This is a genomic window from Corynebacterium aurimucosum ATCC 700975 (assembly GCF_000022905.1).
GTDB classification, from domain to species: Bacteria; Actinomycetota; Actinomycetes; order Mycobacteriales; family Mycobacteriaceae; genus Corynebacterium; species Corynebacterium aurimucosum_F.
Genome location: NC_012590.1, coordinates 1,945,710 through 1,968,579, shown reverse-complemented (window position 1 = coordinate 1,968,579; position 22,870 = coordinate 1,945,710). Strand labels below are relative to the sequence as shown.

Annotated in this window: 22 protein-coding genes, 1 tRNA gene and 1 pseudogene; 13 read left to right on the top strand and 11 right to left on the bottom strand. The window is 59.4% G+C overall.

The features are described from left to right. Nucleotides 1-202 precede the first annotated feature (202 nt). Nucleotides 203-373: a hypothetical protein gene (locus tag CAURI_RS13945; protein WP_010190707.1), complete on the bottom strand. Its 171-nt coding sequence runs from the start codon at nt 371-373 to the stop codon at nt 203-205. Between the two features lie 240 nt (nt 374-613). Between CAURI_RS13945 and CAURI_RS09260 the strand changes: the two genes are divergently transcribed. Further along, nucleotides 614-1,384, top strand: a complete 771-nt coding sequence (locus CAURI_RS09260; protein WP_029159016.1) for a DeoR/GlpR family DNA-binding transcription regulator — start codon at nt 614-616, stop codon at nt 1,382-1,384. Nucleotides 1,385-1,501: 117 nt separating this feature from the next. On the opposite strand, the pseudogene CAURI_RS14140 reads toward CAURI_RS09260, so the two are convergent. Next, nucleotides 1,502-1,627: pseudogene (locus CAURI_RS14140) on the bottom strand (hypothetical protein); the annotation flags it as partial. Between the two features lie 127 nt (nt 1,628-1,754). On the opposite strand from CAURI_RS14140, the gene CAURI_RS09250 reads away from it, so the two are divergent. Both CAURI_RS09250 and CAURI_RS09245 read left to right on the top strand, forming a co-directional pair. Further along, the gene (locus tag CAURI_RS09250; protein WP_010190703.1) at nt 1,755-2,255 is read left to right on the top strand and encodes a transposase; all 501 of its coding nucleotides are present in this window, start codon (nt 1,755-1,757) and stop codon (nt 2,253-2,255) included. Between the two features lie 519 nt (nt 2,256-2,774). Continuing rightward, complete coding sequence (locus tag CAURI_RS09245; protein WP_010190701.1) at nt 2,775-3,836, top strand: DUF3800 domain-containing protein; 1,062 nt, start codon at nt 2,775-2,777, stop codon at nt 3,834-3,836. A gap of 193 nt (nt 3,837-4,029) precedes the next feature. Here CAURI_RS09245 and CAURI_RS09240 read toward each other — a convergent pair whose 3' ends face one another. Further along, nucleotides 4,030-6,522: a DEAD/DEAH box helicase gene (locus CAURI_RS09240; RefSeq protein ID WP_162010154.1), complete on the bottom strand. Its 2,493-nt coding sequence runs from the start codon at nt 6,520-6,522 to the stop codon at nt 4,030-4,032. Nucleotides 6,523-6,981: 459 nt separating this feature from the next. Between CAURI_RS09240 and CAURI_RS13800 the strand changes: the two genes are divergently transcribed. Genes CAURI_RS13800 through CAURI_RS09220 form a run of 3 tightly spaced genes read left to right on the top strand, consistent with a single transcriptional unit; the run spans nt 6,982 to nt 8,374 of the window. Then, nucleotides 6,982-7,506: a hypothetical protein gene (locus CAURI_RS13800; RefSeq protein WP_035117556.1), complete on the top strand. Its 525-nt coding sequence runs from the start codon at nt 6,982-6,984 to the stop codon at nt 7,504-7,506. A 45-nt stretch (nt 7,507-7,551) separates the two neighbouring features. Further along, nucleotides 7,552-7,974, top strand: a complete 423-nt coding sequence (locus CAURI_RS14295) for a helix-turn-helix domain-containing protein (RefSeq protein WP_010190697.1) — start codon at nt 7,552-7,554, stop codon at nt 7,972-7,974. Beyond that, nucleotides 7,967-8,374 carry a hypothetical protein gene (locus tag CAURI_RS09220; RefSeq protein ID WP_010190696.1) on the top strand — a complete coding sequence of 136 codons (408 nt, stop codon included), beginning with the start codon at nt 7,967-7,969 and terminating at the stop codon, nt 8,372-8,374. The genes CAURI_RS14295 and CAURI_RS09220 overlap by 8 nt, the downstream gene beginning before the upstream one ends. A gap of 111 nt (nt 8,375-8,485) precedes the next feature. Here CAURI_RS09220 and CAURI_RS09215 read toward each other — a convergent pair whose 3' ends face one another. Further along, nucleotides 8,486-8,785 carry a YrhK family protein gene (locus CAURI_RS09215; protein WP_010190695.1) on the bottom strand — a complete coding sequence of 100 codons (300 nt, stop codon included), beginning with the start codon at nt 8,783-8,785 and terminating at the stop codon, nt 8,486-8,488. Nucleotides 8,786-8,916: 131 nt separating this feature from the next. Between CAURI_RS09215 and CAURI_RS09210 the strand changes: the two genes are divergently transcribed. Next, nucleotides 8,917-9,117 carry a hypothetical protein gene (locus CAURI_RS09210; protein WP_010190693.1) on the top strand — a complete coding sequence of 67 codons (201 nt, stop codon included), beginning with the start codon at nt 8,917-8,919 and terminating at the stop codon, nt 9,115-9,117. A gap of 90 nt (nt 9,118-9,207) precedes the next feature. On the opposite strand, the gene CAURI_RS09205 is transcribed toward CAURI_RS09210, so the two are convergent. Next, nucleotides 9,208-9,888: a hypothetical protein gene (locus tag CAURI_RS09205; protein ID WP_010190691.1), complete on the bottom strand. Its 681-nt coding sequence runs from the start codon at nt 9,886-9,888 to the stop codon at nt 9,208-9,210. A gap of 64 nt (nt 9,889-9,952) precedes the next feature. Between CAURI_RS09205 and CAURI_RS09200 the strand changes: the two genes are divergently transcribed. After that, complete coding sequence (locus CAURI_RS09200) at nt 9,953-10,855, top strand: DUF6414 family protein (RefSeq protein WP_010190689.1); 903 nt, start codon at nt 9,953-9,955, stop codon at nt 10,853-10,855. A gap of 438 nt (nt 10,856-11,293) precedes the next feature. Beyond that, nucleotides 11,294-11,719 carry a hypothetical protein gene (locus tag CAURI_RS09195; RefSeq protein ID WP_010190687.1) on the top strand — a complete coding sequence of 142 codons (426 nt, stop codon included), beginning with the start codon at nt 11,294-11,296 and terminating at the stop codon, nt 11,717-11,719. A gap of 49 nt (nt 11,720-11,768) precedes the next feature. On the opposite strand, the gene CAURI_RS09190 is transcribed toward CAURI_RS09195, so the two are convergent. The 5 genes from CAURI_RS09190 to CAURI_RS09170 all read right to left on the bottom strand — a co-directional run bounded on the left by CAURI_RS09190 (nt 11,769) and on the right by CAURI_RS09170 (nt 18,797). Next, a complete protein-coding gene (locus tag CAURI_RS09190; protein ID WP_010190685.1) occupies nt 11,769-12,905 on the bottom strand; it encodes a DUF3322 domain-containing protein in 1,137 nt (378 codons plus the stop codon). After that, nucleotides 12,892-16,284 carry an ATP-binding protein gene (locus tag CAURI_RS09185; RefSeq protein WP_010190684.1) on the bottom strand — a complete coding sequence of 1,131 codons (3,393 nt, stop codon included), beginning with the start codon at nt 16,282-16,284 and terminating at the stop codon, nt 12,892-12,894. Before CAURI_RS09185 ends, CAURI_RS09190 begins: the two co-directional genes overlap by 14 nt. Next, nucleotides 16,277-16,957 (bottom strand): DUF4194 domain-containing protein, encoded by a 681-nt coding sequence (locus CAURI_RS09180; RefSeq protein ID WP_010190681.1) that lies wholly within the window; start codon nt 16,955-16,957, stop codon nt 16,277-16,279. The genes CAURI_RS09185 and CAURI_RS09180 overlap by 8 nt, the downstream gene beginning before the upstream one ends. Further along, nucleotides 16,954-18,426, bottom strand: coding sequence for a DUF3375 domain-containing protein (locus tag CAURI_RS09175; protein ID WP_012715178.1), 1,473 nt, complete (start codon nt 18,424-18,426; stop codon nt 16,954-16,956). The genes CAURI_RS09180 and CAURI_RS09175 overlap by 4 nt, the downstream gene beginning before the upstream one ends. 137 nt (nt 18,427-18,563) lie before the next feature. Continuing rightward, nucleotides 18,564-18,797: a hypothetical protein gene (locus tag CAURI_RS09170; RefSeq protein WP_010190671.1), complete on the bottom strand. Its 234-nt coding sequence runs from the start codon at nt 18,795-18,797 to the stop codon at nt 18,564-18,566. Nucleotides 18,798-19,085: 288 nt separating this feature from the next. Here CAURI_RS09170 and CAURI_RS09165 point away from each other — a divergent pair, with 288 nt between their 5' ends. Further along, nucleotides 19,086-19,520, top strand: coding sequence for a helix-turn-helix domain-containing protein (locus CAURI_RS09165; RefSeq protein WP_010190669.1), 435 nt, complete (start codon nt 19,086-19,088; stop codon nt 19,518-19,520). Between the two features lie 29 nt (nt 19,521-19,549). On the opposite strand, the gene CAURI_RS09160 is transcribed toward CAURI_RS09165, so the two are convergent. After that, the gene (locus CAURI_RS09160) at nt 19,550-20,884 is read right to left on the bottom strand and encodes an AAA family ATPase (RefSeq protein ID WP_012715175.1); all 1,335 of its coding nucleotides are present in this window, start codon (nt 20,882-20,884) and stop codon (nt 19,550-19,552) included. A 190-nt stretch (nt 20,885-21,074) separates the two neighbouring features. On the opposite strand from CAURI_RS09160, the gene CAURI_RS09155 reads away from it, so the two are divergent. From CAURI_RS09155 to CAURI_RS09145, 3 genes are all read left to right on the top strand, one after another. Further along, nucleotides 21,075-21,449 (top strand): hypothetical protein, encoded by a 375-nt coding sequence (locus CAURI_RS09155; RefSeq protein ID WP_236660875.1) that lies wholly within the window; start codon nt 21,075-21,077, stop codon nt 21,447-21,449. Between the two features lie 236 nt (nt 21,450-21,685). After that, a tRNA-Ile gene (locus tag CAURI_RS09150) sits at nt 21,686-21,759 on the top strand. Nucleotides 21,760-21,790: 31 nt separating this feature from the next. Further along, nucleotides 21,791-22,864 (top strand): trimeric intracellular cation channel family protein, encoded by a 1,074-nt coding sequence (locus tag CAURI_RS09145; RefSeq protein WP_010190657.1) that lies wholly within the window; start codon nt 21,791-21,793, stop codon nt 22,862-22,864. Nucleotides 22,865-22,870 lie beyond the last annotated feature (6 nt).

The following is a 22,870-nucleotide window of genomic DNA, read 5'->3' as shown; positions in this document are numbered from 1 at the left end:
GACCCCCCCGTCCATTTCCTGCCGGCCAATATGGTTGGCGAGGTCGGCATCCGTGATGCGGTGGGGAGGGTCGTCTAGGTGGACGCGCAGGAACTCGACGAGGAGCTGTTGGCGGTGCTGGGGACCCGGAGTTGCTCGCGCAGCCTAATGATCGTCGGTGGTTGCGGGCGGTCTCATCGGGGCGTTTCCGCGGGGACCGGCGTTAGCGGGACTCGGTGGCGCCGGTGATGAGCGTGAACGTCACGGTGCCGGTACGTTCGAGTCTGGTGTCGTGGAACCACTCGCGCAGACGTGCCAGTGTCTGGGTGCTGGAGGCACGGCGGTAGTTCGTACGGCGGGTGGTGCGTGGGCTGGCATCGGTGCGGGGTGTCATGGTCGTATCCTTTCTGCGTGGAGGCGAGCTGAATGTGGTCGGGCCCTGGGGGCTTGCGGGTGCCACGTGGTGTGACAATGCTTAATGTAGGTGAGCGTTCGCTCGCCGGAAATGATCACTGCGAGCGGGTGGGGCTGGTCGTTGACGGGGGTGTGTGACCTGGATTTTTGCCGCGTGTGGTGCGCTAACTGCGGGTGTAGTGACCTTGACGGGTTCCGTGAAACGCTCAAGAATGGGCGCATGGAACGCGAAAGTCGACATAAAGTGATCATGCGCGCGATCGATCGGCCGGGGGAAACGCGCATCCGGAACCTGGCGGAGCTCACTGGAGTGGCGGCGGTAACGATCCGCAGGGACCTTGCTGAGTTGGAAGAGTTGGGGTTGCTCGTGCGCACGCATGGTGGGGCGCGCCGGGTCGAGCGGCGCGGGACGCCTAAGCCTTTCCGGGTACGGCAGGCAGAAGACCCGGAGGCGAAGGCGGCGATTGCGCGGGCGGCATCGGAGTTAATTGGCGATGACGACGCGGTCATTTTTGACAACGGCACGACGGCGCAAGCCATTGCGCAGCGGCTGGCTGGTCGGCCCATTACGGCGATGTGTCTGAGCCTGCATTCCGCGGCGGCGCTCGGGGTGAAGCCGGGAGCGAATATCTTTGTGCCGGGTGGGGAGGTCGAACCGGACACGCTGGCGTTGTCCAGCGTCGCGGTGGCGAGCGCCTTGCGGGAATTTCGCGCAGACGTGGTGGTGCTGGGGTCGTGTTCGACGTCGCTGGAACACGGGCTGGCGACGACGACGTATGACGATGCGGAGAATAAACGCGCCGCGATGCGCGCGGCCACGCGACGTATCTTGGCCGTGGCGCCGCGCAAGCTCAATCACGTCTCGACGTTTCGATTTGGTGATATCGAGGATCTGCATCAGCTGGTCACGACCACGGACGCGCCAGCGGAGATCCTCGCGCAGATTCGCGAGCTGGGCGTGCACGTGATTACGGTGCCGGCGGGTAAGTAGGGCGTAGTAGTGGGAGCCTTCCGCGTCCTCGAGGTCGGTGCCGATCTTGTGTAGGTACATGCGCCGGCGCAGGGGGATGGCGGGGCGGGCGGTCATGGCGAGGCTGCCCAGGAGGAAGAAGACGGTTCCTACCTTGGTGAGGCTGAACAGGAAGAGGATGGAACTTGCGATAAAGACCACGGAAAATGGCGATATCGACGGCGATGGAGGCCGTCTCAAAGCGGTTGCGGATAACGAATTCATTGTGGCGGCCAAGCGAGACTTTGAGGTCGGGGTCGCGGGCCTCAGTAGTGGACATTGGGCTGTGTCGGGGATGAGTTTGGACCGATTCTTGTTGATGGAGAAAATCTCAACATGAAAGATTGTCATTATGCCTAGCGCTTATTCCGAGCAGTTCAAGCAGCAGTGCGTAGACACCGTGCTGGTGTTGGGCAAGTCCCGCGCCGAAGTCGCCGCAGAGTACGAGGTATCCGCCTCTGCGCTGGGCCGCTGGGTCGCCAAGGCCCAGGGCACCGAAGGCACCGGATCCGGCTCGCACATGCGCAAAGCAGATCCCGCCTCACAAGACCCGACCGAGCTGGCCAAACGGGTCCGCGAACTGGAGATTGAAAACGAGTTTTTAAAAAGCGGCCGCCCTCTTCGCCAGGGACCACTAGAAGGCGACATCTTTAAAGTCATCGAGCATTTCGACGAAGAAGGCGCGGGGAAACCACGCTACACGGTAACGATGATGGCCAGGGGCCTGGGAGTTACCCGGGTCGGCTACTACGTCTGGAAGCATCGCCGTAGTCGCCCCTATGCCGGCGCCAGTCCCCGCGGCAAACGCCACAGGCTCTTTCGGGCTTATCACCGAGATTTTCGCCTCGCATAATGGCTTTGCTGGAGCACGCACAATCCACGCAGAACTACGCAAACAAGGCATTGATCTGAAGCTTGTATGGCGTGCGTAAAGCCATGGAAGAGCTGGGACTTACTGCGAAATACCGGCGAGCATTCAAGCGTACGACTATTGCGGATCCTAACGCTAAAGTGCGCGGTGACCTGGTTAAACGGCAGTTTAATCCGCCAGTTCCCACCACTGGGCTATGCGGGGATATTACCTATCTTCGCATCAGCCAGGGCTGGATGTATCTAGCGACGGTCATTGATCCCCGCCGGCGGCGCCCCAGGCACGACGCTTCCGCTCTCGCCGACCGAAAAGAGAGTGCAATAGCACAGACAGCACGTAAGAACCTCAAGACTTAAGTGCCGTGGCCCGTCCGATTTAGCGCCCTGCCCCGGACATGAGTTACCGCGATATGCAACAGCCGGAGTGGCCGGTAGCGCCACCCCACCCTCTTGAAACGGGATGCTTGCTTTCGGGGCCAAACCCCGGTAAGCTTACAGACGAGTGGCGGCGTTGCAACACACGTTTCGCGCTAATTCCGGTGGCCAAATTGCTTTAAGCGATTTGGCCACTGAGCATATCACGAGGACGCTCATGCTTATTGCTTATCTCGACGAATTTGGACACCAAGGCCCCTACATCCGCCACGATCATCCGAAATTCAACACCCATCCTTGTTTTGGCTACGCAGGATACATTTTGCCTGCTGAGAACGTCCGCAAGATGGGCGGCTATTTCAAATATATTAAGGAAAATCTCCTCGCTTGGGAGCTGTCGCAATCAGAAGTTCCTGCAGATCGGTGGGAAAAGAAGGGTTCCGCGCTTCTCACGTCCAATAATTTTCGAAACTATGAGGACGAGATAGTGCCGGCTCTGCGCCGCATCTATGGCAAACTCGGACAGCTCGAGGGACAACTCTTCTTTTACGGACAGCAGAAGCCGGTCGGTCCCGTAAGTGAAACCCACGAGACGTCGCAGGACCGGGAAAGCCACTGCTTGATCCAAGCAATCAACCGACTAGGAACGATTGCTCACGATCGTAACGAGAAGATGCTTGTCATCATGGACGCAACAGATACGGATAACCGCGAACGCGCCGTTGCGACTTTGGGCGCCACGATTTACACGCGTAACAATTCGACAAACAAAAGCATTATCGAAGTACCCCTCCAAACTGAGAGCCATCTCTACAACACTGTGCAGCTCGCGGATTGGACGTGTGCTCTACTCGGACGATTGACGGATTATCATTTCGCTGAGTATTCAGACTTTTCGTGGGCCGTCGATGTCGGCCGCGACATTTTCAATCGTGCTAAGCCAACGGAAAATTCAATCATCTGGTCAAACGCCACATCGATGCATTCTCGTTGTTTTCCCAATGGGCTCGTCGTGGCACAACGCTTTTGGGAAAAGGAGCAGCGCAAACAAGCCCGAGACGCCAGAAAAAAGGAAAAGAACTCCCAGATGTTTCAACGGCTCATCGACGCTGGCTCTGACGAGCTCAAAGCCAAGCTGGAACAAATTCGCCATGGCTCACCCGATACCAGCGACGATAGAAAACCATAGGGTGACCACAGTTTCGTGGTAGCGGGTCTTTGGCAAGAACCCTAGGCAACGATTGGTTCAACCCGTCCACTCCCTTTTCCAGCAATTCGCTAGACATATCCCTGGCGATGGACTCCAAGTCCAATAAGTCACTAGGCATGTGACCTAAGTCAGGTTTCATGAGTGCAAGTGACACGTGGCCGGTGGCTCTGGTCTACGGTTGTTTGGAGCGGTGCTGAGGCGATGAGGCATCGGCAAGCGAGAGCGGAAGAGCCGTGTCCGGGGTGCCGGTGACGGGGGTAATGTCGAAGCCTTCGTTTTTGATGACGCGTTGGCGGCGTTTGAACATTTTGGCCAGGGGAGGGCAGTTGTAGTCGTTGAAGTCGTGGACGGTGGCGGCGGTGTTGGTCGCGCCGCGTGTGACGCGGCCGATGCGCTGGATGATGTTGCCTTTGAAAGAGATGGGGGAGGCGAGGACGAGGGCGTCGAGGGTGGGAAGATCAAAGCCCTCGCCGGCGACTTTGTCCATGGCGACGAGGACGAAGTGTTCTGAGGCGTCGAGTTGGGCGTGGAGGTCGTGGCGCTCGGCGGGAGTGAGGCCGCCGGTGAGGGAGAAGACGTCGGTGTTGGGGAGTTGGTTGCGGAGTTCCTCCGTGAGCGCGGCGACGTGGGCGCGGCGGTTGGACAGGACGAGGACGTTGTGGCCAGCCTGCGCTGTGGCGGCGGTGACGGTAAGGATTTGGGTGTTGCGGTCGGCATCGGCAGCAAGGGCGTTGTAGATCTCCGTCATGTCGACGCGGCCGAGGATCTCGTGGGTGAATTCGGTGAGGTGTGGGTGGTACTCGCGCCGGGTGGTGTGCTGGGGCGCGATGGTGTGGCGGATGGGTCCGAGCAGCATGGTGATGAGGGGATCGAGGCCATCGGAGCGGTAGGGCGTGGCGGTAAGCCCAGTCCAGTAGCGGATGTTGAGCTCGCTGAGCGCGGCGGTGAGGCCAGGCGCGGCTACGCCGTGACATTCGTCGACGATGACTTGGCCGTACTGCTCAAGGAAGGAGGCGTCCGTGTCCTTGCGGCCGATAGCGGTGGCACTGATGATGTCCACGACGTGCGTAGGCTTGGCTTTCGTGCCGGGTGTGGCGTCGAGGAAGCGTGTGAGGCGATCGTGCCACTGAGCGGCGAGTTCTCTCGTCCGTACGATGACGGCGGTGGGGACGCGGCGCTGAGCGATGAGCGCGCAGGCAATGACGGTCTTGCCGGTGCCGGGCGGGGCGACGAGGACGCCGGTGTGGTGGGCCGTGATGTCGTTGAGGGCTTTCTTTTGCGGAGGAGTGAGCTCGCCGGTGAAGGTGGCGTCAATCTTCTGCGGTTTGGGCGTGTGGCCGCGCCGGGTGACGGTGTAGCCAGCTTCTTTGAGAATGTCGATGGCGGGCTCGAGGAGGCCACGGTCGAGGCGGAGTTCGTGCTTGCCGTGTGGGCTGGCGTCTTCTTGATAGCGGACGATGACGCGGGGCTTGCCCCATGTGGAAAAGCGCTGATTCTGGAGTTTGTAGAACTCGGGGTTGGGGAATACACCAAGGTGGCGCAAGGCGTTTAGCGTCGTGGTGTCGAGGTTGGCGGTGGCGATGTGGACGAGGGAGTCGTGGGTGACGGAGACTTTTGTGTCCGCGCTGCTCTTGGCTTTGTTAGTCTTGGCGACTTGCTTGAGCTGGTGTTTGCGGGGTGGGGAGGGCAGTTGCTCGGGGTCGTTGTCGGAGTAGAGGCCGTCGCGGATCTTCTGGAGTTGCTGCTGCGTGGCGAGGCGGGTGCGGGAAAGCACGGCGAATTGATCGTCGAAGGGATGGAAATCGTCGTCGACGAAGACGGTCGTGCCGTTCTGGCGATGGTTGCCCTGCAGCGGGAGGGCGATGAGGTTGCCCAGCTGGGCCTGGCCGCGCGCGTTGACGGGCAGCCGATCTTGGGCAGGGAAGAAGCGGTCGTAGCTCGAGAACTTCACGGGACGCGGCGAGCTCGCAAGCAGTCCGAGGCCCACCTGGCGGGTGAGCTGCGCGGGAACCGCGGTCTCAAAGAAGATCCAGACGTGGGCGCCGGTGCCGGAGCGAGAGAGCTCGATGAGCGGATCGAGTCCGTGGGCTCGACATTGTTCGGCGTAGGCGAGGGCGTCTTGTTGGAAGTCGCCGTCGTCGAAGTCACAGGCGAGGAGATAGCAGGTGTCATCGGGAAGCAAGGGGTAGAGTCCGGCGAAGAACTCGGTGCGGGTGAGGTGCTTGGTGATGACCGACGCGTCGAGTGGGCGGAGGTTCTCCGGTGATGGGTCGTCCTTGAACTTCGCGTGACGCGTGGCGGGGAACCAGGCCTTCTTCTGGCCGTCCTTGCTTGTCCATGCGAAGGCATGGATGTCCTCGCGACCGCGAAAGCGCGACATGTAGAGAGCCATTTTATCGGTCGTGGGGGAGTCTTTTGTTACTTCGCCTGGCACCCGAGTGCGGGCGGCTGGTGTTGGTGAAACAGAGACGTCGGGTAGAGATTCCGTGGGCTGCGCAAGGTTGATTGGTGCATCAGGAATTGCGTGCTGCTCAAGGAGTTTCTCGATGGAAGAAACACCGGCGAGGGCGAGGAGGGCACGTTCCAGCCCTTCGACGCGGAGGCGTAGTGCGTCGAGTTCGGTGTTGTTTGGGCTGGAGGTCTGGGGTGAGCGGGACGCGGTCATGATGAGGTGAGAATAACAAGAAATGGTGTCGATGTGAGCTTGTTTCTGGCTATGGAGAAGGCGTTTAGTCGAAGTAGCGTACGTGCGGCTCGATTCGCGGGCATAGGTTTCCAGATGGTCCATACAGGAGCTGCCGTGAGGGCGTGGGAGGGCTCGTCTTTCAGTGACTTCGGCATTGGAATGGGGCGCGCTTTAACGTTTACGAAGATAATCGCTGTGTGAGAGTGCCTAGTGAAAGGTCGGCAAAAGTGGGGGCAGTGGAAAGAGTGCTGCGCAGCTGTGAGCTGAGGCCGAGATTGGAATGAACGTTGGGGGCGGATTGCGGTGAGGCTACAGGGGTGAATTCCTGGCGGACCTGGGTGCGTAACGGGGATTCAAAGGCAGGCGCTCATGTCGAGTGGGCCGTTTAAACTTAATCATCACAATTCACGATCTTTGGAATTAGAAGAGGAGCGTTACATGGACGATGAACTGTGCCGCTTGAATGAGCCGGGTGCCCGAGTACATGAGGCGCCTCGCTATCAATCTGAATACGAGCAGTTGTGCGAAAACGATGAAGCTGCGGCTGATTTGTATGATGAGCTTCTCGATCGAGCGGTTCAACATGGCCTTCCGGTTGCTGACAATGCGGAGACTGGTCGTGGACGTGGGAGCTATCGTTGTCCGGTGGGGGAAAGAACACTGCGTCGTTGGCGTGCAGCAGGTCGGCAAATCCCGTGGTGCGGAGAAATTCGTTTTCAAGGAAGCTCTTTCAACGAAGAAGACGGAATTCTCTGGCGATCCTATTTCCATGATTTGAATGATGCCGAAACCAGTGAGCCGACCGATGATGTCTTGTTCTCCAGCCTGCGTGGGAAAACGGTGCGCAAGAAGAGAGCGAAACGCGGCGAGCACGATCCCTACATCAAGGGTGCGATTGATGAGGCGCGGCGCTGGACTCGCGACCATAAGCAATTTCGTCTTAGGTACCTGCGCGAAAGCTAATCTATACTCAGACTAAAAGCTATGTGGGGACCGAAGGTTATGTAGATGGAGAGGTGGTGTCCCATGAGAAGTCGAAACTCGCTCGGGCGGGTCAATGCCCGTGCTCAACTTAAACTGGTTGATGACTTGCGAGCAATTCGCCAAGACAGCGGTCGAACCATCGACGAGGTGGCGGCCGCGCTCGGAGTAGACAGCGAAGTAATTGTTGCTTTTGAGCAAGGCGAATCGAATTTTACGATGTCCACTCTTCGTCGGTATGCCAAGGCTGTCGGGGCTGAGCTCTCCATGTCGGCCTGGAGTCACAGCTTCCAAGAAGATGAACCGTCCGCGGCGCGTTCTTCCTCGTCCCCGAGTACGACCCATTTTGAGATGAGGGTTATCGCTACTGGGGATCCGTTTACATCGGTGTTCTCTTCGCGCCGCGGACCATCTTTTAGCACGACAGCAAGGAGCAAGGTGCATGGGTGAGGGGACGGAGCTGATTATCTCCGAATCATATTCCGTAGCGAAAGTCAGCGCTGAAGCAAAAAACTTCAGCAACGATGGGGAAGAGATTCCCATCAACGTAACGATGACTTTCGGAGTACATCTCGCAGACGATGCACTTGGACTCGAGGTCTGCGTGAATCGTACTGGAGATGACGCGGACATCATTGCTGCGGTACGGGGCGTTTATATGCTTTCTGAACCAGCGACGCAGGAGCAGCAATTGGAAATTCTGTCGTCGTGGGCAGGACCGCGCACTCTGGCTGCGACGCAGCTGAAGCTCAACGAATTGGCGGCCTCAATCGATCGCGCTGTTGTGCCTTTCCCCAAAGACATGGAGAGTGCTTTCGCACCTGAAGCATTTGCCGAATTTTTCGGTTAATGCGGTCCTCGTGCGGGACTGGTTTAATGACCGGCGGTGGTTGCGCGCGGTGTAGCTGCGGCGCTGGGGGATACGCTGAGGGGGAGTGAGGGGACATCGGCAAGCGGGGGCCTAGTAGTAGGAGCCTTCCTCGTCCGCGTCTTCGCGGTCGGCGCCGATTCTTTGCAGGTACATGCGGCGGCGCAGGCGGATGGCGGGGCGGGCGGCCATGGCGAGGCGGCCTAGGAGGAAGAAGACGGTGTCTATCTTGGTGAGGCTGAACAAGAAGAGCACGGAGCCGATGATGAAGACGACGGAGATGGCGATGTCAACAGCGATGGAGGCGGTTGCAAAGCGGTTGCGGATAACGGATTCGTTGTGGCGGCTAAGCGAGACCTTGAGGTCGGGGTCGCGGTCCTGAGTAGTAGACATTTTTTCCAGTGTGCCACGGGCTGGGAGGTGGGGGAGTCGATGGTCGCGCGCCGGGTTAGGGATAGGTGATATGTGAAGGCAGTTGGCCCCGGCTGTAGGGCTGTGCCAGAACCCGGCAAGGGGAGCACCGCATGACAACCAAGTTTCTGACTCCGCCGAATATGGTGGGCGACGTTGGATTCCGCGACGCCGTGGGCCGGGTGGTCTACGTGGACGCGGAGGAGCTCGACGCGGAGCTGCTCGAGGTGCTGAGGGATCCGGCGCGGCTCGCGGAATGTAATGACGCGCGGCAGTCTGAACAGTTTCTTTTAGTCCCGTTGAGTCTCGCCTAATCGTGTGATGTCTAGTGATTTCTTGGACTCGGAGTCCAGTTAGTTTTTGACTCGGAGTCCAGGAAGTTTATGGACAGGATGTCTAACGCTCTAGAGCTTGCGTGAGATTCTCCCGAGCATATGGGCGTTAGCTTGTAGGTCTTTTGAGAGCTGCTTCTTGAAGTCAAATTCATTATTAATGGTTGAAGTCTCGGTCCTGAAATCTAGGCACAAAGCGCCGTGCGCGTTGAGTTCGTATTCTTCCGAGTATTGGTTTCCGAGCTCGTCTTTATATTCCAGAACAACGAACTGCACTGCAGGAACACCTTCGGCAGAATCGACCATTTCCTGGTTCTCGATAAGCTTTCCCTTTGGCTGTATCCAATAAGCAACGTCGACCTGATAGCCGGGCACCCACGTGGAAAATACTCTTTCGGCAAACACGGTATTTACCCGTTGAACTGCAGACCTTCGATGACCTCGTGCCGTATCGAATAATTTTTCTGGGTCTACAGTAGGCAATACCGGTCTGAATTTGACGCGAACGTCTTTGGCGACTGACTTTCCCCGGTTTGACACCATAAAGCGAAGTGTCTCCTCCGCGTAATCTGGTGGAAGGATTTCCGCCATCATCATGGGACGGTTCGCGTTTATATTGATCTGTCGATTGAGTTTTAGCGAGCGACGCGCGATCCAAAGGGATATCGCCGCGATAAGGGCAAGAAGAGCATTGATGAGAACGCCAACTCGGTCTGCGGTCCACCAGCTTAAGCAATCTGAGAGGATATCCATCCGGCAATTCTATCTTCTTCAATTCGGCTTCAGAGCGCGTAGAACTGCAGTTAGAATTGCCCTTATGGTTAACTCTTTACCCGAGTCAAATGTTCCAGATGTCCGCGACTATCTCTTTGTGGATCGTCAACGCGTTGGTAGTTTGTTGGCTCAATTTGCTGATGGGTTGCCGGAGTCTGAGACTCAATCAAAATCGAGGTCGAAGCGCCTAAGCGCAAACTTGGCGAAGATTTTTAGCGGGCAGTCGGAAGTGGGACAAAGCGAAGCGCAAACTCTCGCACTTGCGGATCTGCATGTATCCCAGTTGGAGGAAGCAGCGCAAGCTCTCGATATGTTGGCCGATATTTCGGATTTGATGGCTAACCGAAAGAAATGGCTGAGGGGAAAAGTTCGATCTCGACTTCAGCCCGGAATGCTGCTTCGTGTAACTGCAATGACTCAAATATCCGACATCGCGACGATCCTGGAGCTTATGTCCAAGTTGGACCAGAACTTTGGGAGTGGCTCTGAAAACGCTTTTGAAGCAATGCTGGATCAGATCCGATCGCTTTACGGCGAATCTATTACCGTTTCAATTTGGCCGAATGGCGACGATGCGAATGATGGAATGTTTGTTGGTGAGCTCCCATATGATCTTGGATTCGGCCCGACTCGTCGAGAGCTTATATTAAGCCAAGTTGGTCCTGGTCCTGCAGAACTTACAACTTTGATGCAAATATCTGCTGTTCCAACTGAAAAGGACAAAAATCACGCCTTAGGCACCTGGATTTCCGAGTTGGCCTCGATGGCAACAAAAGCTGTCGAGAATGATCAGCTTGACCGGCGCGTACTGGACAAAACGATCGCGAGCCTTGGCTTAGTTTTGGCACACTCTGGCTTTGTTGCTGCTCCAAAATGGCCTGCGATAAGTGTCTTGCCTCTCGCGATATACCGTAACGTAATGCCGACTCCTCAGCTAGATGTGTGATGTCTAGCGACTTCTTGGTGCTAGACAAGCACTGTCCGGTGTACCCCAAGGTGGGCTAGGGGACGGCTGGTGTCTGATCGCACTTCTGTCTTTGACGACGAATTGGCACCCAAAGCGCTGGGTACGCGCTGTTTGCGGGGTTGAAGTGTGGGTTGGTCAGGGCGTCGGCAAGCTAGGCGGCGGCAGGGAACCGATGGTGAGCAGGATGGAGGCGGGTGTGTCTGCGTGGTGCGGTTGATGTGGAGCTCGGAGACGATTAAGGAATGATGGCTCAGGGTCGCAAGGCTTCAAGCATCACAATTGGCCGGTCTTATTCATTGTCCTTGGTTGGGGTGCTTGTACGTGTCTACAAGTTGGTTTCGTCTCCGGCCTTACCCCAGCAGACGCTTGTAGCGTCTTATTACAAACCGCACCAAGCAGCCACGGGAGGCCTATTCTATGGATGGCGATATTACTGAGCTGCTCTTATACGCCGGGTTAGTGCTTGTCATGGTGCTCTACTGGGCCTACTACATTAGGCACGTGCGGAGGCAACCCAGATCGGAAAAGTGGTACGACGATGTCGACTTTGTAGGCGCAGAAAGTGATGGGGTCCTTTTCATTTATCCTTACTGCTCGCTCATTATGGGCACTGCCGGCGCCATGGGGTTGGTCGCAAGTGCCAACCCTCCCGAGTTTGTCTACATGGTGCTGAAGGTTCCGTTCGCGGCAGCTTTCGTTATCGGAGTCATTGGATTTACGGGCGCGGTCGGGGTCTCGCTTCCTTGGCCTTTTGTTCCGCGGTGGGTCGTCGATATCCGCAAAGCAAAGCGTGCCCGAAGGCGTGAGCGCAGACAAGCCAGAAAAAGAGAAAAGGAAGAATAGCTACTGCAGGAAGAGGCCATTTTGTGCAGCGTTCGCGGGGGTGGCAGTGTCACGCTGCTGCGAGCGTTGCATGAATCACCGCATTCACATGAGCAAACGGAATCCGCTCCTGCTCAATGCGCAGCCGGCCCGCAGTGAAGAGAAGGCGATAGGCACGCTGCTCTTCGGTGGTGAGGTGGGTAAGCGTGGCGGAGCCGTCGCCGGGGTCGGGGACGGCGAGGTGCTGGAATGCGGTGACGGTGGCGGGGTCCATGAGCAGTGATGTGGTGTGGGGGAAGTGGGCGCGCACGGCGTTGAGGATGGCAAAGCCGGCGGCGTCAAGATCGCCCCAGTAGGTGATGTCGGTGCGGTGGAGCCAGTCCAGTGCCTGGAGTTGGTGGGCGGCGGTGCCGGAGCCGAGGAGGGCGATGGTGGTTGGGGAGGCGTCGGCAAGCGTGGGCAGGGCCAGGAAGGTTTGTTTGTTCTCCACGATGAGTACCCGGGGTGGTGCGTCGGGGAATAGCTTGACGGCGTCGGCGAGAGGGATTTCGATCTCGGAGAGTGCTGGGGCGTGGTTGAGGTAGCGCAGGCGCAGGCGGGCATCACTGCGGCGCAGGCCCAAGTCCGTGATGCCGAAGGGGGCAAGGAGTGTCAACAGCAGGCGGCGGTGGTTACCAATCCACTTGCCGTCCACGCCTTCGACCGGCACGGCGCGCTCCCACTCACCGGAGTGGGGGTTGGCGCGCAGCCAGGTCAAACACGGTCCAAGGCAGCGTAGATCGTAGGCGCTTAAATCCTTCCATTGGTTGTAGGAGCGGTGGACGGTATGTGCGAACTCCGGGGTGTCCGGGAAGATGGCGGCGATGTCCTGGGCGCGCTGGAGGGCCCGGTTGTAGTCAGGCATCAGGCCCGCGGCGGCCGCGATGCGCGCGGCGCCGGTGAGTATTGCGCGTGTGGGAACGTCGTTGGTGCCAAGGCCCGCGCGCGACCAGTTGCGGGATTCATAGATGACCTCTTCCTGGTGCGGCCAGCGCTGCCAGGCGCGGATGAAGTCCTTCGTGGCTGTGATATCGTGGGCGGCGGACGTAGCTGTTGGCGGGTGCAGCGGCCAGTCAAGGTTGAGCGCAGCGGGCTCGGCGAGTGCTTCGGCGAAGTGGTTGCGCAGGTACTTGGCGGCATGCGCCTGCAGGTCTTTAGGAGTCCGCATCGTCGGAGTCCTTGGGGTCGGGTTGTTGGGGGTCGTGGGTGGTGGAGGCGTCGATAAGCTTGTAGCCCGAGCGTGCCTGCGGGCGGCCGTCGATGGTGGGCTCGTCGTAGTTGACAACGATGGTGCCGTCCACGTAGGGCGAGAGAGTCTGGATGAGCTTGAAAGGCGTGGCCAGAATCATGTGGAAACCAAAAGACGTAAAGACGGACATGGCCGTGCGGGTAAAAGTGGGATCGGCGCGGTCAAAGGCCTCATCCAGAATGATGGAACCATAGGTGGGCACGTCTTGGTCCGGCTCCGCCAGCCGGAAGCGCAGGGCCGCAGCCAAGCAGAAGAAGACGAGCTTTTGTGCTTGGCCGCCAGACAGCGAGGCGGAATCCTGATAGGTATTGGCTGTCGTTCCGTCGGGGTACAACTCACGGCCGATAAAGCTCACGTGCCGGCGGGTATCGAGCACCACGTTGCGCCAGCGGAGATCCTCTGGCTGGCTCGAGCCCAAGCGGCTCAAGATCTTGTCCAACGCGTGGTAGCGCGCAAGGGCGGCCTCTGAATCATCGGAGCCGATTTCGCCCAAGCTGTGGGAGGTGGCGGCATCAAGATCCCGCTGGAATTCTTGGACCACCTGGCCGCGGGCGTCCTTGACGTCGATGCGCAGGGTGCGCTCACCATTGAAGGGCGAGCGCTCCAGGGATTTGTTGATGTACTCCATGCGCATCTCAATATCGCTGCGGGCGCGGCGCAGATCCGTAGCCAGGTGGGAGAGGTTGCGCACCGTCTGGCCGTTGAGCAGCTCGAGGAAGCGGGCGCGGAAATCAGCCAGGCGGTCTGCCCGGAGGAACTTGAGCTTCTCAATGCCCTCGCCGGCGAAGCTGGCCTGCGGCTCCAAGTCGGCGGCCTCCGCCGGCCACTGGGATAGGTAGGCGTGCAGGACGGAGACAATCTTGTCGTTGGCCTCCTCGATGCGGCGCGCTGCCGTGCGGGAGGTCTGTTGCAAACTGGCCTGGACTTCATCGCGGCGGGCATCGATGTCATCGATTGTGAGACTGCGTTTGCCCTTGTGCAGGGCCTCAACGACAGCCGTCTCAATTTCCTTGTCCGCGATCTCCGGCACGGGGCCGATGCCGCGGCGGCGAGTAGTGGAGCGCTCGAGCTCGCCCTCGACGTTGCCAAGGTGCTTCTGCGCTTCGTTGAGTTTTGTACGGGCGGCGTTGAGCTTCTGCTTGGCCTGTGTATGCGCGGCAGCCAGCGCCTGGGCTTCCGGAGAGGAAGCCAGTGAGTCAAACTGCTCTTGTAGATCACGCCTGCGGGCCTCGGCGGAGGCGGTGTCGATGTCCTGGAATGAGGTATCCAGCACCTGCTGGGCTTTATCGCGCTGGGAGCGCAGGATGTCCATCTTCCGGTTAAGGTCCTGGACCTGCTTGGCCGTAGCGCGGGCGGTGGCCTTGGCTTCGGTGAGATGGGAGCGCAGCAGTTCAATCTTGGCGGTGTTGGTGGAACCCACCCGGTACCAGGCGGTGCCGTTAAAGCGCGTGCGGTCATCCTTGATGAAGCGCGTTGAGCCGTCCTTGTCCTTGGGGCGGCTTTCCAGGCCATCGCGGGTAATGGCCGGGGCCTTGGTGACCTTCTCCAATTCCGCTACCGAGTCCACGCATTCGTAGTTGAAGCGGCGCGAAATGTGGTGGCGTACCCAGCTCGCCATGGCGTGGTCTTGAAACTCGAGTTTGTGGATGAGCTGCCGAGGGCTGCGTGCCGCTGCCGGCGCTGGGGCAAACTCCGGGATGGTGCGGTATTCCAAGCGCGTGCCCACGTTGCGGGAATTGACCCACTGGTTGATGGCCTCCCGCGCGGCTTCGGGCACGAGCAGGGTGGCGGCGAAATTGTGCAGTAGCTTCTGGATTACTGGCTCCCATTCGCTCTGGTGCGGGCTGATATCGATGAGCTCTCCGGCGAAGGGGAGCTCGGACTCGGCATAGCCGGTATCGCGGGCCAGTTGCGAGCGCAGCTCCACCAAGGACTTATCGATGTTGGTTCTCCGCGAGCTGAAGGAGCGCAGCTCGCTGTCCAGCGTGGAGCAGGCGGTGGCGGCGTCGCGGGCGGCCACGCCGGCCTCCTGTTGTTGGTTGATGAGGTCTTCGAAATCGGCCTCGAAGTCCGCGATGCGGATCTTCGCGTTGGCCTGTAGTTGGGCGAAGCCATGCGGGCTGAGCTCGTAGTGATCAGTCCACTGGCCTGCCGCTGCACTGAGGCGCTGGAACTCCTTCGTGCGGTGCTCAATCTCCTTTTCGGCGGTTTCTATCTTGGCCCTTAGGGCATCGAGCTCACCCGAGCTGAGCTGGGAGACGGCCACTGCGGCGAGGCGCTCTGCGTCATCGAGGTGAGCAACATCGGCCTCAAGGGATGCGGCCTGAGACTGGGCTTCAGCCAACTGCGCTGACAGGGCCCTAATGCGAACGTCCAGTTCTTCTGCCACCAAGCGGGCGCGTACAGCTGGCAGCGCCTCAGCCATGGCCTCCGCTTGTGCTTTGTCCGCCTCCGCGCCTGTGCGCTGGGAATGCAGCTGGGGCAGGGGAGCGAGCGTATCAATCTGGGCCTTGACGTCTTCGACCCGCAGATAGGCTTGGCGCAGATCCTCAAATTGCTCGACGGCCTCATCCGCTTTCTCAAAGGTAGCCGGACCGTCCAGCATGTAGTCCCTAAAGAGCTGGTCCAGGCTGGAGAGGGACTTCGCGGATTGCGTGCGGTGGAGAAGCAGTTGGCCCTCCACATTCTTGATGCCTAAGCGTTTGCGGAAGCGGTCTGCAAACGTGGTGTAGGTCGGCGTGAAGGACGCGCCGGGGCCTTTGTACATTGCCTTAATCTTGCGGGTGTCCAGGCTGCGGGTAAGCAAAGGGCTGAGCTTGTCGATGTCCTCGTCGCCCGGCACCAGCCCATACAACTTCTTGATCTGGCCTACTGAGTTCTCACCGCCGTTGAGGCGGAAGATAGCGATGAGGGTGTGCTGCTTGCCCGCGCCGTTATCGTAGGTCAGCGCCACGACCGAGTTGGTGGCGCCCTCCCGCAAGTACTCGGGGGCGATCTCACCGGTCTGCGTGTTCTCCCGCTGCCGCCACGCGCCGCGCACATAGGAGACAAGGTTGCGCCCGTTGTGCCGCCCGAGGTCCTGTTGTGACGCCGCGTTGAATTTCACGTGACTTTGCGGAACTAGCACTGCAGACATGGCATCGAGCAACGTGGACTTGCCGGAACCCGAGCCGCCTGTAATGAGGAAACCCTTGCGGGCTACGGGGATGGAGAAGTAGCCGTGGAAAGTACCCCAGTTAATCAGCTGGATACGGCTGATGCGGAATTGTCCGGGGTAGTAGGTGGTGTTCTTAGTCATCGGAGGCATCCTCCTGCAATTGCATCTGCTCTGGTTCCTGCTCATCCTGGTCTTCCGCCTGCGCCAGGCGGGCGTATTCATCCCGAATGGCGGAGACCGTGGAGGCGTCGAAAAGCTGGCGCAGCACCGGGGAAACCTCAAAGCGGCCCTCGGTCTCGGTGGCGCTGATGAGGGAATAGTCATTCTGTATGCGTTTCATTGCCGCGTTGAAGCGCTTGGTGAAGCCGGCCTCGTCGCGGTTATCCACCGCACGGACATAGCCGATGCTCTCCCGGAGATCCTCCACGTCCACGATGACGCGCTCGCCGGGCAGGGTGAGGCCCAGCTCCTGGCGCAGGTTCAACAAGATGGCGGTATCGATGTGCTTAAGCTTGTCCGTGCGCAGCACCTGCGGGATGCTCAAGCTGTCTTCCTCCACCATGCGGGTGAATGCGAAGCCTTCGGTCTCATCCACGACGAGCTCCAGGAACACCTCGTGCAACCGGGCGCGTAGATTCTCTTCGTCGGAGATAATCGCGGCCCACAACACTGGCTCCTTTTGCGCGCGAATAAGCGGGCCCTGCAACAGCTGCACCAGCGCGCGCCGCGAATGGTAGGTCAGCGTTCCTTTATCGTGTTCCCACAGCGGCGGCTCGTGCGCGGCGTCGACGCGGGGATTGTTGGCGGCGGTCACTGTAGCTCCTTAACGGTGGTGTGATCGAAATACATGGTGGGGATCTGGGCGCAACGCACGGTACCGTCTTCCTCAGTCCACGTGACTGTCTCGTGTCCTTCTTTCAGCGAGGGCAGCGGGTGGGAATCCGCTATGTGCACCAAACCCACGACACTGGCCAAACCTTGCGTCGGGGGATGGGCCTGCAGCACCTGGCCAATAGTGCAGGGGCCGGACTTGGCGACGGCCATGCGTACCGCCTCGTGCAATTCCTCAAAGTCGATTTCTGATTCGCGCACGAGCTCATAAAGCGCCTGCGGGTCTTCCGTGCCGGGGTGGTAGGCCACTGGTGTCTCCTCCACGACTTCCCGCCCGGGGTTGGCCAGGCGGATGCGGGAGACCGAATGAATCGACATGCCGATGCGCTGCAGCGGTGTGTCCATCCGGTGAAAGGCCTTCAGCTCGGAGTTCTGCGCGGCATCAATGGCCATACCGCGGGCCTCTCGCAGCAGCTCAATCATGCGCCGGTCCTCCGCGAATTGCTCGGAGGAGACGTAGTTGCGCAAACTGCGCGCCAGCCCGGTCATGGTCTGGTTGACCTCGAAGCTGGTTTCCTCCATGTCGCGGAAGAGGCTGCGCAGCCGCTGCCTCCTGTCCGGGGCGAGCTGCTGCCCGGGTTCGCTTTCCAGAACTTCCTTGATCCATTGGTCCAACCAGGCGTTGCGCTCCCTATCCATCAGGAGGGAGTAGAAGCCGCGGAAGCTGCGTCCGGCCTCCGATTCTGCAATGTGGTCCACGCCGTTGAAGATTTCCTCCAGCACCTCGCCGCGGTAGCCCTCCGGATCTAAGAGCTGTCGGCGCAGCTGGTGGTTGAGGGCCTCGAGCTCATGGCGAACCCGGGCGAAATCACTCGGCACGGCCATGGCCATGTTCAGTACGTCTTGGACACGCTCTTCCGTCTCTGCGGCGGTGAGGCTTTCAAACTGCCCGAGGTGTGCCTTCTCAATCTCGCGGTCAATGCGGTCACGTTCTGCTTCCAAGCTGGCCACGCGGCTAGCGATGTCCTCGTTGGTATCCCGCGCCAGCCTTTGCAGCGCCGAGCTGATCGATTCCACCCGTGAGGCCGTCACCGCGGTCACCGGTGCTTCCCAGCGCTCAATGGCTTCGAGTGCCGAGAGCGCATCTTCACTGGGCTCGAGCGTTTCACCGTGGGAGCTCTTGCCGGACTTTCTGATTAACCAGCCGGCTTTGACCCAGTCATTGCAGTAGTTCTGTGGCGTGCGGGGCATGGAAAACTCGCTGGCCAAAACCTCGAAATCGGTGACCATGAGCTCGTATACCTCTGCTGCTGGGCGCGCCCGGGTGCCGCGCGGGAAGTACTCCGCAATCAACGCCAGAATCACGGGCGCGTTGTCCGCAGCCAGGAGCCGGATTGCGGCGGAATCGCGCATCAGGCGCCGGAGGGAGAGGGCGCGTGCTTCAACAGACATGTCTTGATTCTGACAGGTGTGCCGGACATGCGCAGTCAAGACTGGTTCAAATATTCGAAGCCCTCTTCCTGGTGCATGTCCTACAGAGAATAAGTTGAAATAATTACGCCCATGGAGGCGGGGTCAGAAGTGAAGCTTTAGGCTGCGTCAACCTGGTCGTCTTGTACCTCAACGCGGCCCATGAAATACCGTGAATGCGACTTTTTCAAGGATTCCAGGGAAGGCGCTGAAATATGGGCGATCTCGATATCAGGATCGTCGATCGCTGCTTCGCGGCGGAGGCGTTCCTTAAGCGCTTGAGCCGAGTCCGAGAATTGTTTGATGAAAGACTCGCCTGAGCGACGTTTGTAAATGATTATAAATTCAGACACTGTGCTGCTCCGATTTATCTGCCGGTCCGACAAGAATTTCAGTTGTACTCAGCCCCTAATCTAGTAGCAATGAGTCAACCATGGGACCGCTCTAACCGTTGTTGCGAGTGAATCCCTACTCTTCATCGGTATCGCGAGTGACTTGGCCAACCTGTTGAATGACAACGCCTTGGAAGCTGACTGGGGTGGCTAGCGCAAGAGGGTGCGGTGCGATTAACCTGGAGGGGAGTTTCACATATAAGTGAATGTCATTTCAGGTGTAAGTGTCATGCTGGGAAAGGGGCGCTGATGACTTCCTCTACGCCTATCAACGATCGGCTCATGATCGAAGAAACTACTCTCGAAGAATTGAAGTCACTGCAGTCTCTCGAGACAGCGAGCATTCGCGTGGCAGATGAGCACGGGCGCCCGGTCCCGTTGTCGAGTGATGTTCAACGATTGATTTCTCAGGTCTTGACGTCCGTTGCGCAGCGAGGGGAAGTTACAATCTCTCGCATTCCTGAGGAGCTCACCAGCACGGTAGCCGCCGAGTTGTTAGGCGTTTCGCGCCCAACGCTCATGAAATGGGCAAGGGAAGGAAAGATAGCTACCCACAAGCGCGGAACGCATACGCGGTTTAAGCGTGAGGATGTACTGCAGCTGAAGCGCCAACGCGCTGAGGAACGCGTGAAGGCATTCCAGGAATGGCGTGCATTTGAGGAGGAGAATGCGCATTTGTTCTGAGGGGAGTCGTTGTTAAGCGCCCGCCCCTTTCATGCACCGTCCGTGACAAGCTCCCGCAGCGCAGTCAGCGCCTCCCGGGAGGCGGTGCCGTAGCGCTCGCGCAGGAAGCGGTGGGTGGCGTCGGGGTTGTCCAGTGATATGGATGTGTTGCTGAGGTTGTGCAGTTCTGATTCGCCGGCGGCGGTCTTCTCCACGGACCAGAAGCTTTCCGGGCGCAGGCCTAGCTCGCCGGCGCGTTCGAGGGCGCTGAAGGTGTGGGAAGCAAAGATGAGCTGCGCGCCGTTGACGTTGATGCTTGGCTCGCGGAAGGCCTGGATGATGAAGTCGAGGAGTGCTGGGCGCAGGGCGGAATCTAGTTCATCGGCCACCAGGATCCCGCCGCGGCGCAGGGTATCGAGCACCAGGGGAGCGGTGGCCATCCAGTTCTGCGTGCCGCCGGATTCATCAGTCAGCTTCAGCGAGTAGTAGGAGTCACCAACTTTGTGCTCCACGATGATGGCGTGCAGCAGGGATTCAATCTCCGCATCGGAGTAAGCGCTGAACTCGTCGGGGCGGCGGAGCCGTGCGTTGCTGCGGCTGAGTGCGTTAATGACCGGGCGCATCTGGCGGAAGACGTGCTCCGGGATGTGGTCCTGGTTCAGCCGCACGGAGTGGATTCCCGAATCGGCCGCGCGCAGCAGCGCGGCAGCCTCATGCAGGTGCAGCTTGCCAGTCCGGATGAGGGTGGTGATGCGTGAGGACGTGCTGATGGAAGAGTGCCCGTGCGGCAGGTAGGCCACGTCGTGCACCAGGGCACGGGCCAGCGGTGCGAGGACCGGGTGGCCATCGCGCAGGCCGGCGGAGAGGATCAGCTCGGTGTCCGTAACGGGGCCGAGCTTGGCTACATCCCCCGTATCCATAAAGGAACGCGTCCATTGCACCTCCTCACCGCGGGTCCGCACGAAGCAGGGGCTCCACCTCGTCGATGGCACGCGGCTGAGCCATTCGGCGTGCACACCGGTGAAACTCCACTGGAATCCATAGAGGTAGCGCACGCCATCGAGCTCAAAATCCAGCTCGAAGGTGCTGGGCAGGCGCTGCGTGCGAGGATCCAGGCGGTACGGGGCGTGGGGGAGCTGGTTGGGTGGGGCGTCGGCAAGCCAGGTGGTGGCGGAGGATTCGATGGCGAGCAGAGCGAAGGCGAGGGCATTGAGGACGCTGCTCTTTCCCGACGCCGTGGGGCCGATGAGTACGGTGGTGGGCTCGCTGACCTGTGCCCATCCTTCCTCCGGCGCGGTGGAGTGCTGCCAATGGTGGTACAGCGAAAGCGTCTGCGTGGCGCGGATGCTGCGGAAGTTGGACACGCTAAAGGAAAGGAGCCTCATGGTCGCAAGATTACAAGCTCACGATATAAATCGGTCCAAGGTTCGGGCGCTCAAGATTCGTTTTCCTGTGTTTTACTCCAGCGAACGCTGGTAGCGTTTTAGTACACGCTGCAAAAGTAACTACAGGAGGTCACGTCTTATGGGCGGGGATAGTACTGAGCTGCTCGTATGTTTCGGGTTAGTGATTGTCATGGCCCTTTATTGGACCTACTACATCCGGGGCGTGCGAAAAACTCCCAGATCAGAAAGATGGTATGACACAGCCGATTCGGAAGGCGCCGAAAGTGATGGCGTGCTCTTCATTTATCCTTATGGCACGCTAATTATGGGCGCTGCCGGTGCCACAGGGCTAGTCGCAAATATGGGCCTCCCAGAGCCGGTCGAAACGGTGCTGTTTATCCCTCTCATTGCTGCTTTCATCATTGGGGCGATTGGGTTTACAGGCGCGTTCGGGATTCCGCTTCCATGGCCATTTGTTCCGCGTTGGGTCGTGGACATCCGCAAAGCAAAGCGCGCTCGGAGGCGCGAGCGCAGGCAAGCTAGGAAAATGAAAAAGAAGGACTAAGCCTGGCAACTTACCCAGCGTCCTAGAGCCCAGCCCGGCCAAAGTGAGCAGAAGCGTGCCATGGCTTCGTCGTGGCGGTGGAAAGACCGGAAGATCGCTGCTGAAGGTCAGACAGCGATTTCAGGGGCCTAAATTGCCGTTTTCCGGGCCTGCCGATTAATGTTGCTGGGAGCGGATTCGCTGTTTGTATTGTGTGCTGGTTGAGTACTGGTGCTCTCATCAGGCAGGGAATACGCGGGGCTATAGCTCAGTCGGTTAGAGCTACGGACTCATAATCCGTTGGTCCCGGGTTCGAGCCCCGGTGGCCCCACTTTTGCTTCGCACCCGATACGATGACCACCATGAGCGTTGTCGAGATGGACCCATTGATCGAGTCGCTGTACTACTGGTCCGACATCATTGGTGTCCTCCTCATGGGCATGATCGGCGGAACCATGGCCCGCCAGCGTGGCTATGACATCGTGGGTTTCTTCTTCATCGCGATGTTCTCCTCCCTCGGCGGCGGCATGATCCGTGACGTGCTCATCAACCGCGGCACCGTCGCCGCGATGAGCCAGCCGGAGTACCTCTATCTGGCTTTTACTGGTGCCATCATCGCCCGCTTCGTCTACTTCAAAGGCAAGACGTGGGACTACGTGCAATCCCATGGGGATGCGGTGGTCTCGGCGCTGTGGGCGTCGACAGGCGCGCTCAAGGCCATTGCCTATGGCCTGCCGTTGATTCCCTGCATCATGATGGGCGTGTTCACGGCCACGGGCGGATCCATGATTCGTGATATCGCCATGGGCCGTGAGCCCGCCGTCTTCGGGGATAACACCCCCACCGTGATCCCCGCGGTGGCTTGTGCCCTGGTGGTGCTGGGTGCGGACTCCGCCGGATACTTGGCCTGGGGAGTCATTCTGGGCCCCGTCGTCTCTTTCGTGATGACGATGCTGGGTATTTGGGCCGGATGGCGCGTGCCCGCCCGCCAGGAGTGGGCGCCGGTCAATGACACCGCGGCCTACGTCATGGTAATGGCGCGCAAGGCGGAGAGTAAGGGCAGGGCCGTGGGGCGTCGCCTAGAGCCCACCAAACTCCGCTCCTGGCGCCACAACCAAATGGAGAAGGCGCTGCAGCGCCGTATTGAGCGCGAAGTGCGCGCCGGAAAGCGCCGCGCGGAAGCGGCTATCGACGCCAACGAGTTCCTTGATTCCTTCAATGAGGAAGTGGCGGAGATGTCAGAGATGATGGAGCCAGCCACCGCGGAGGCGGAAACCCCCGATTTCGGCGTGGATTTAAGCGGTGACTCCTATGAAACCCCGAGCGCCGATGAGCCCTCACCGCGCGAGCTTCTGGACCGCATTTTGGCCGATGACCAGCTCACCGATGAACTGGTGGAAAGGCTCATGCGCCGCTATGAAAAGAGGGATGAATAGAGCCTC

Excerpts from the sequence above, each read along its gene's own strand:
- CAURI_RS13945 (WP_010190707.1), bottom strand. The coding sequence starts at position 373 with ATGACACCCCGCACCGATGCCAGCCCACGCACCACCCGCCGTACGAAC.
- CAURI_RS09260 (WP_029159016.1), top strand. The coding sequence starts at position 614 with ATGGAACGCGAAAGTCGACATAAAGTGATCATGCGCGCGATCGATCGG.
- CAURI_RS09250 (WP_010190703.1), top strand. The coding sequence starts at position 1,755 with ATGCCTAGCGCTTATTCCGAGCAGTTCAAGCAGCAGTGCGTAGACACC.
- CAURI_RS09240 (WP_162010154.1), bottom strand. The coding sequence starts at position 6,522 with ATGACCGCGTCCCGCTCACCCCAGACCTCCAGCCCAAACAACACCGAA.
- CAURI_RS13800 (WP_035117556.1), top strand. The coding sequence starts at position 6,982 with ATGGACGATGAACTGTGCCGCTTGAATGAGCCGGGTGCCCGAGTACAT.
- CAURI_RS14295 (WP_010190697.1), top strand. The coding sequence starts at position 7,552 with ATGGAGAGGTGGTGTCCCATGAGAAGTCGAAACTCGCTCGGGCGGGTC.
- CAURI_RS09220 (WP_010190696.1), top strand. The coding sequence starts at position 7,967 with ATGGGTGAGGGGACGGAGCTGATTATCTCCGAATCATATTCCGTAGCG.
- CAURI_RS09215 (WP_010190695.1), bottom strand. The coding sequence starts at position 8,785 with ATGTCTACTACTCAGGACCGCGACCCCGACCTCAAGGTCTCGCTTAGC.
- CAURI_RS09210 (WP_010190693.1), top strand. The coding sequence starts at position 8,917 with ATGACAACCAAGTTTCTGACTCCGCCGAATATGGTGGGCGACGTTGGA.
- CAURI_RS09205 (WP_010190691.1), bottom strand. The coding sequence starts at position 9,888 with ATGGATATCCTCTCAGATTGCTTAAGCTGGTGGACCGCAGACCGAGTT.
- CAURI_RS09200 (WP_010190689.1), top strand. The coding sequence starts at position 9,953 with ATGGTTAACTCTTTACCCGAGTCAAATGTTCCAGATGTCCGCGACTAT.
- CAURI_RS09195 (WP_010190687.1), top strand. The coding sequence starts at position 11,294 with ATGGATGGCGATATTACTGAGCTGCTCTTATACGCCGGGTTAGTGCTT.
- CAURI_RS09190 (WP_010190685.1), bottom strand. The coding sequence starts at position 12,905 with ATGCGGACTCCTAAAGACCTGCAGGCGCATGCCGCCAAGTACCTGCGC.
- CAURI_RS09185 (WP_010190684.1), bottom strand. The coding sequence starts at position 16,284 with ATGACTAAGAACACCACCTACTACCCCGGACAATTCCGCATCAGCCGT.
- CAURI_RS09175 (WP_012715178.1), bottom strand. The coding sequence starts at position 18,426 with ATGTCTGTTGAAGCACGCGCCCTCTCCCTCCGGCGCCTGATGCGCGAT.
- CAURI_RS09165 (WP_010190669.1), top strand. The coding sequence starts at position 19,086 with ATGACTTCCTCTACGCCTATCAACGATCGGCTCATGATCGAAGAAACT.
- CAURI_RS09160 (WP_012715175.1), bottom strand. The coding sequence starts at position 20,884 with ATGAGGCTCCTTTCCTTTAGCGTGTCCAACTTCCGCAGCATCCGCGCC.
- CAURI_RS09155 (WP_236660875.1), top strand. The coding sequence starts at position 21,075 with ATGGCCCTTTATTGGACCTACTACATCCGGGGCGTGCGAAAAACTCCC.
- CAURI_RS09145 (WP_010190657.1), top strand. The coding sequence starts at position 21,791 with ATGAGCGTTGTCGAGATGGACCCATTGATCGAGTCGCTGTACTACTGG.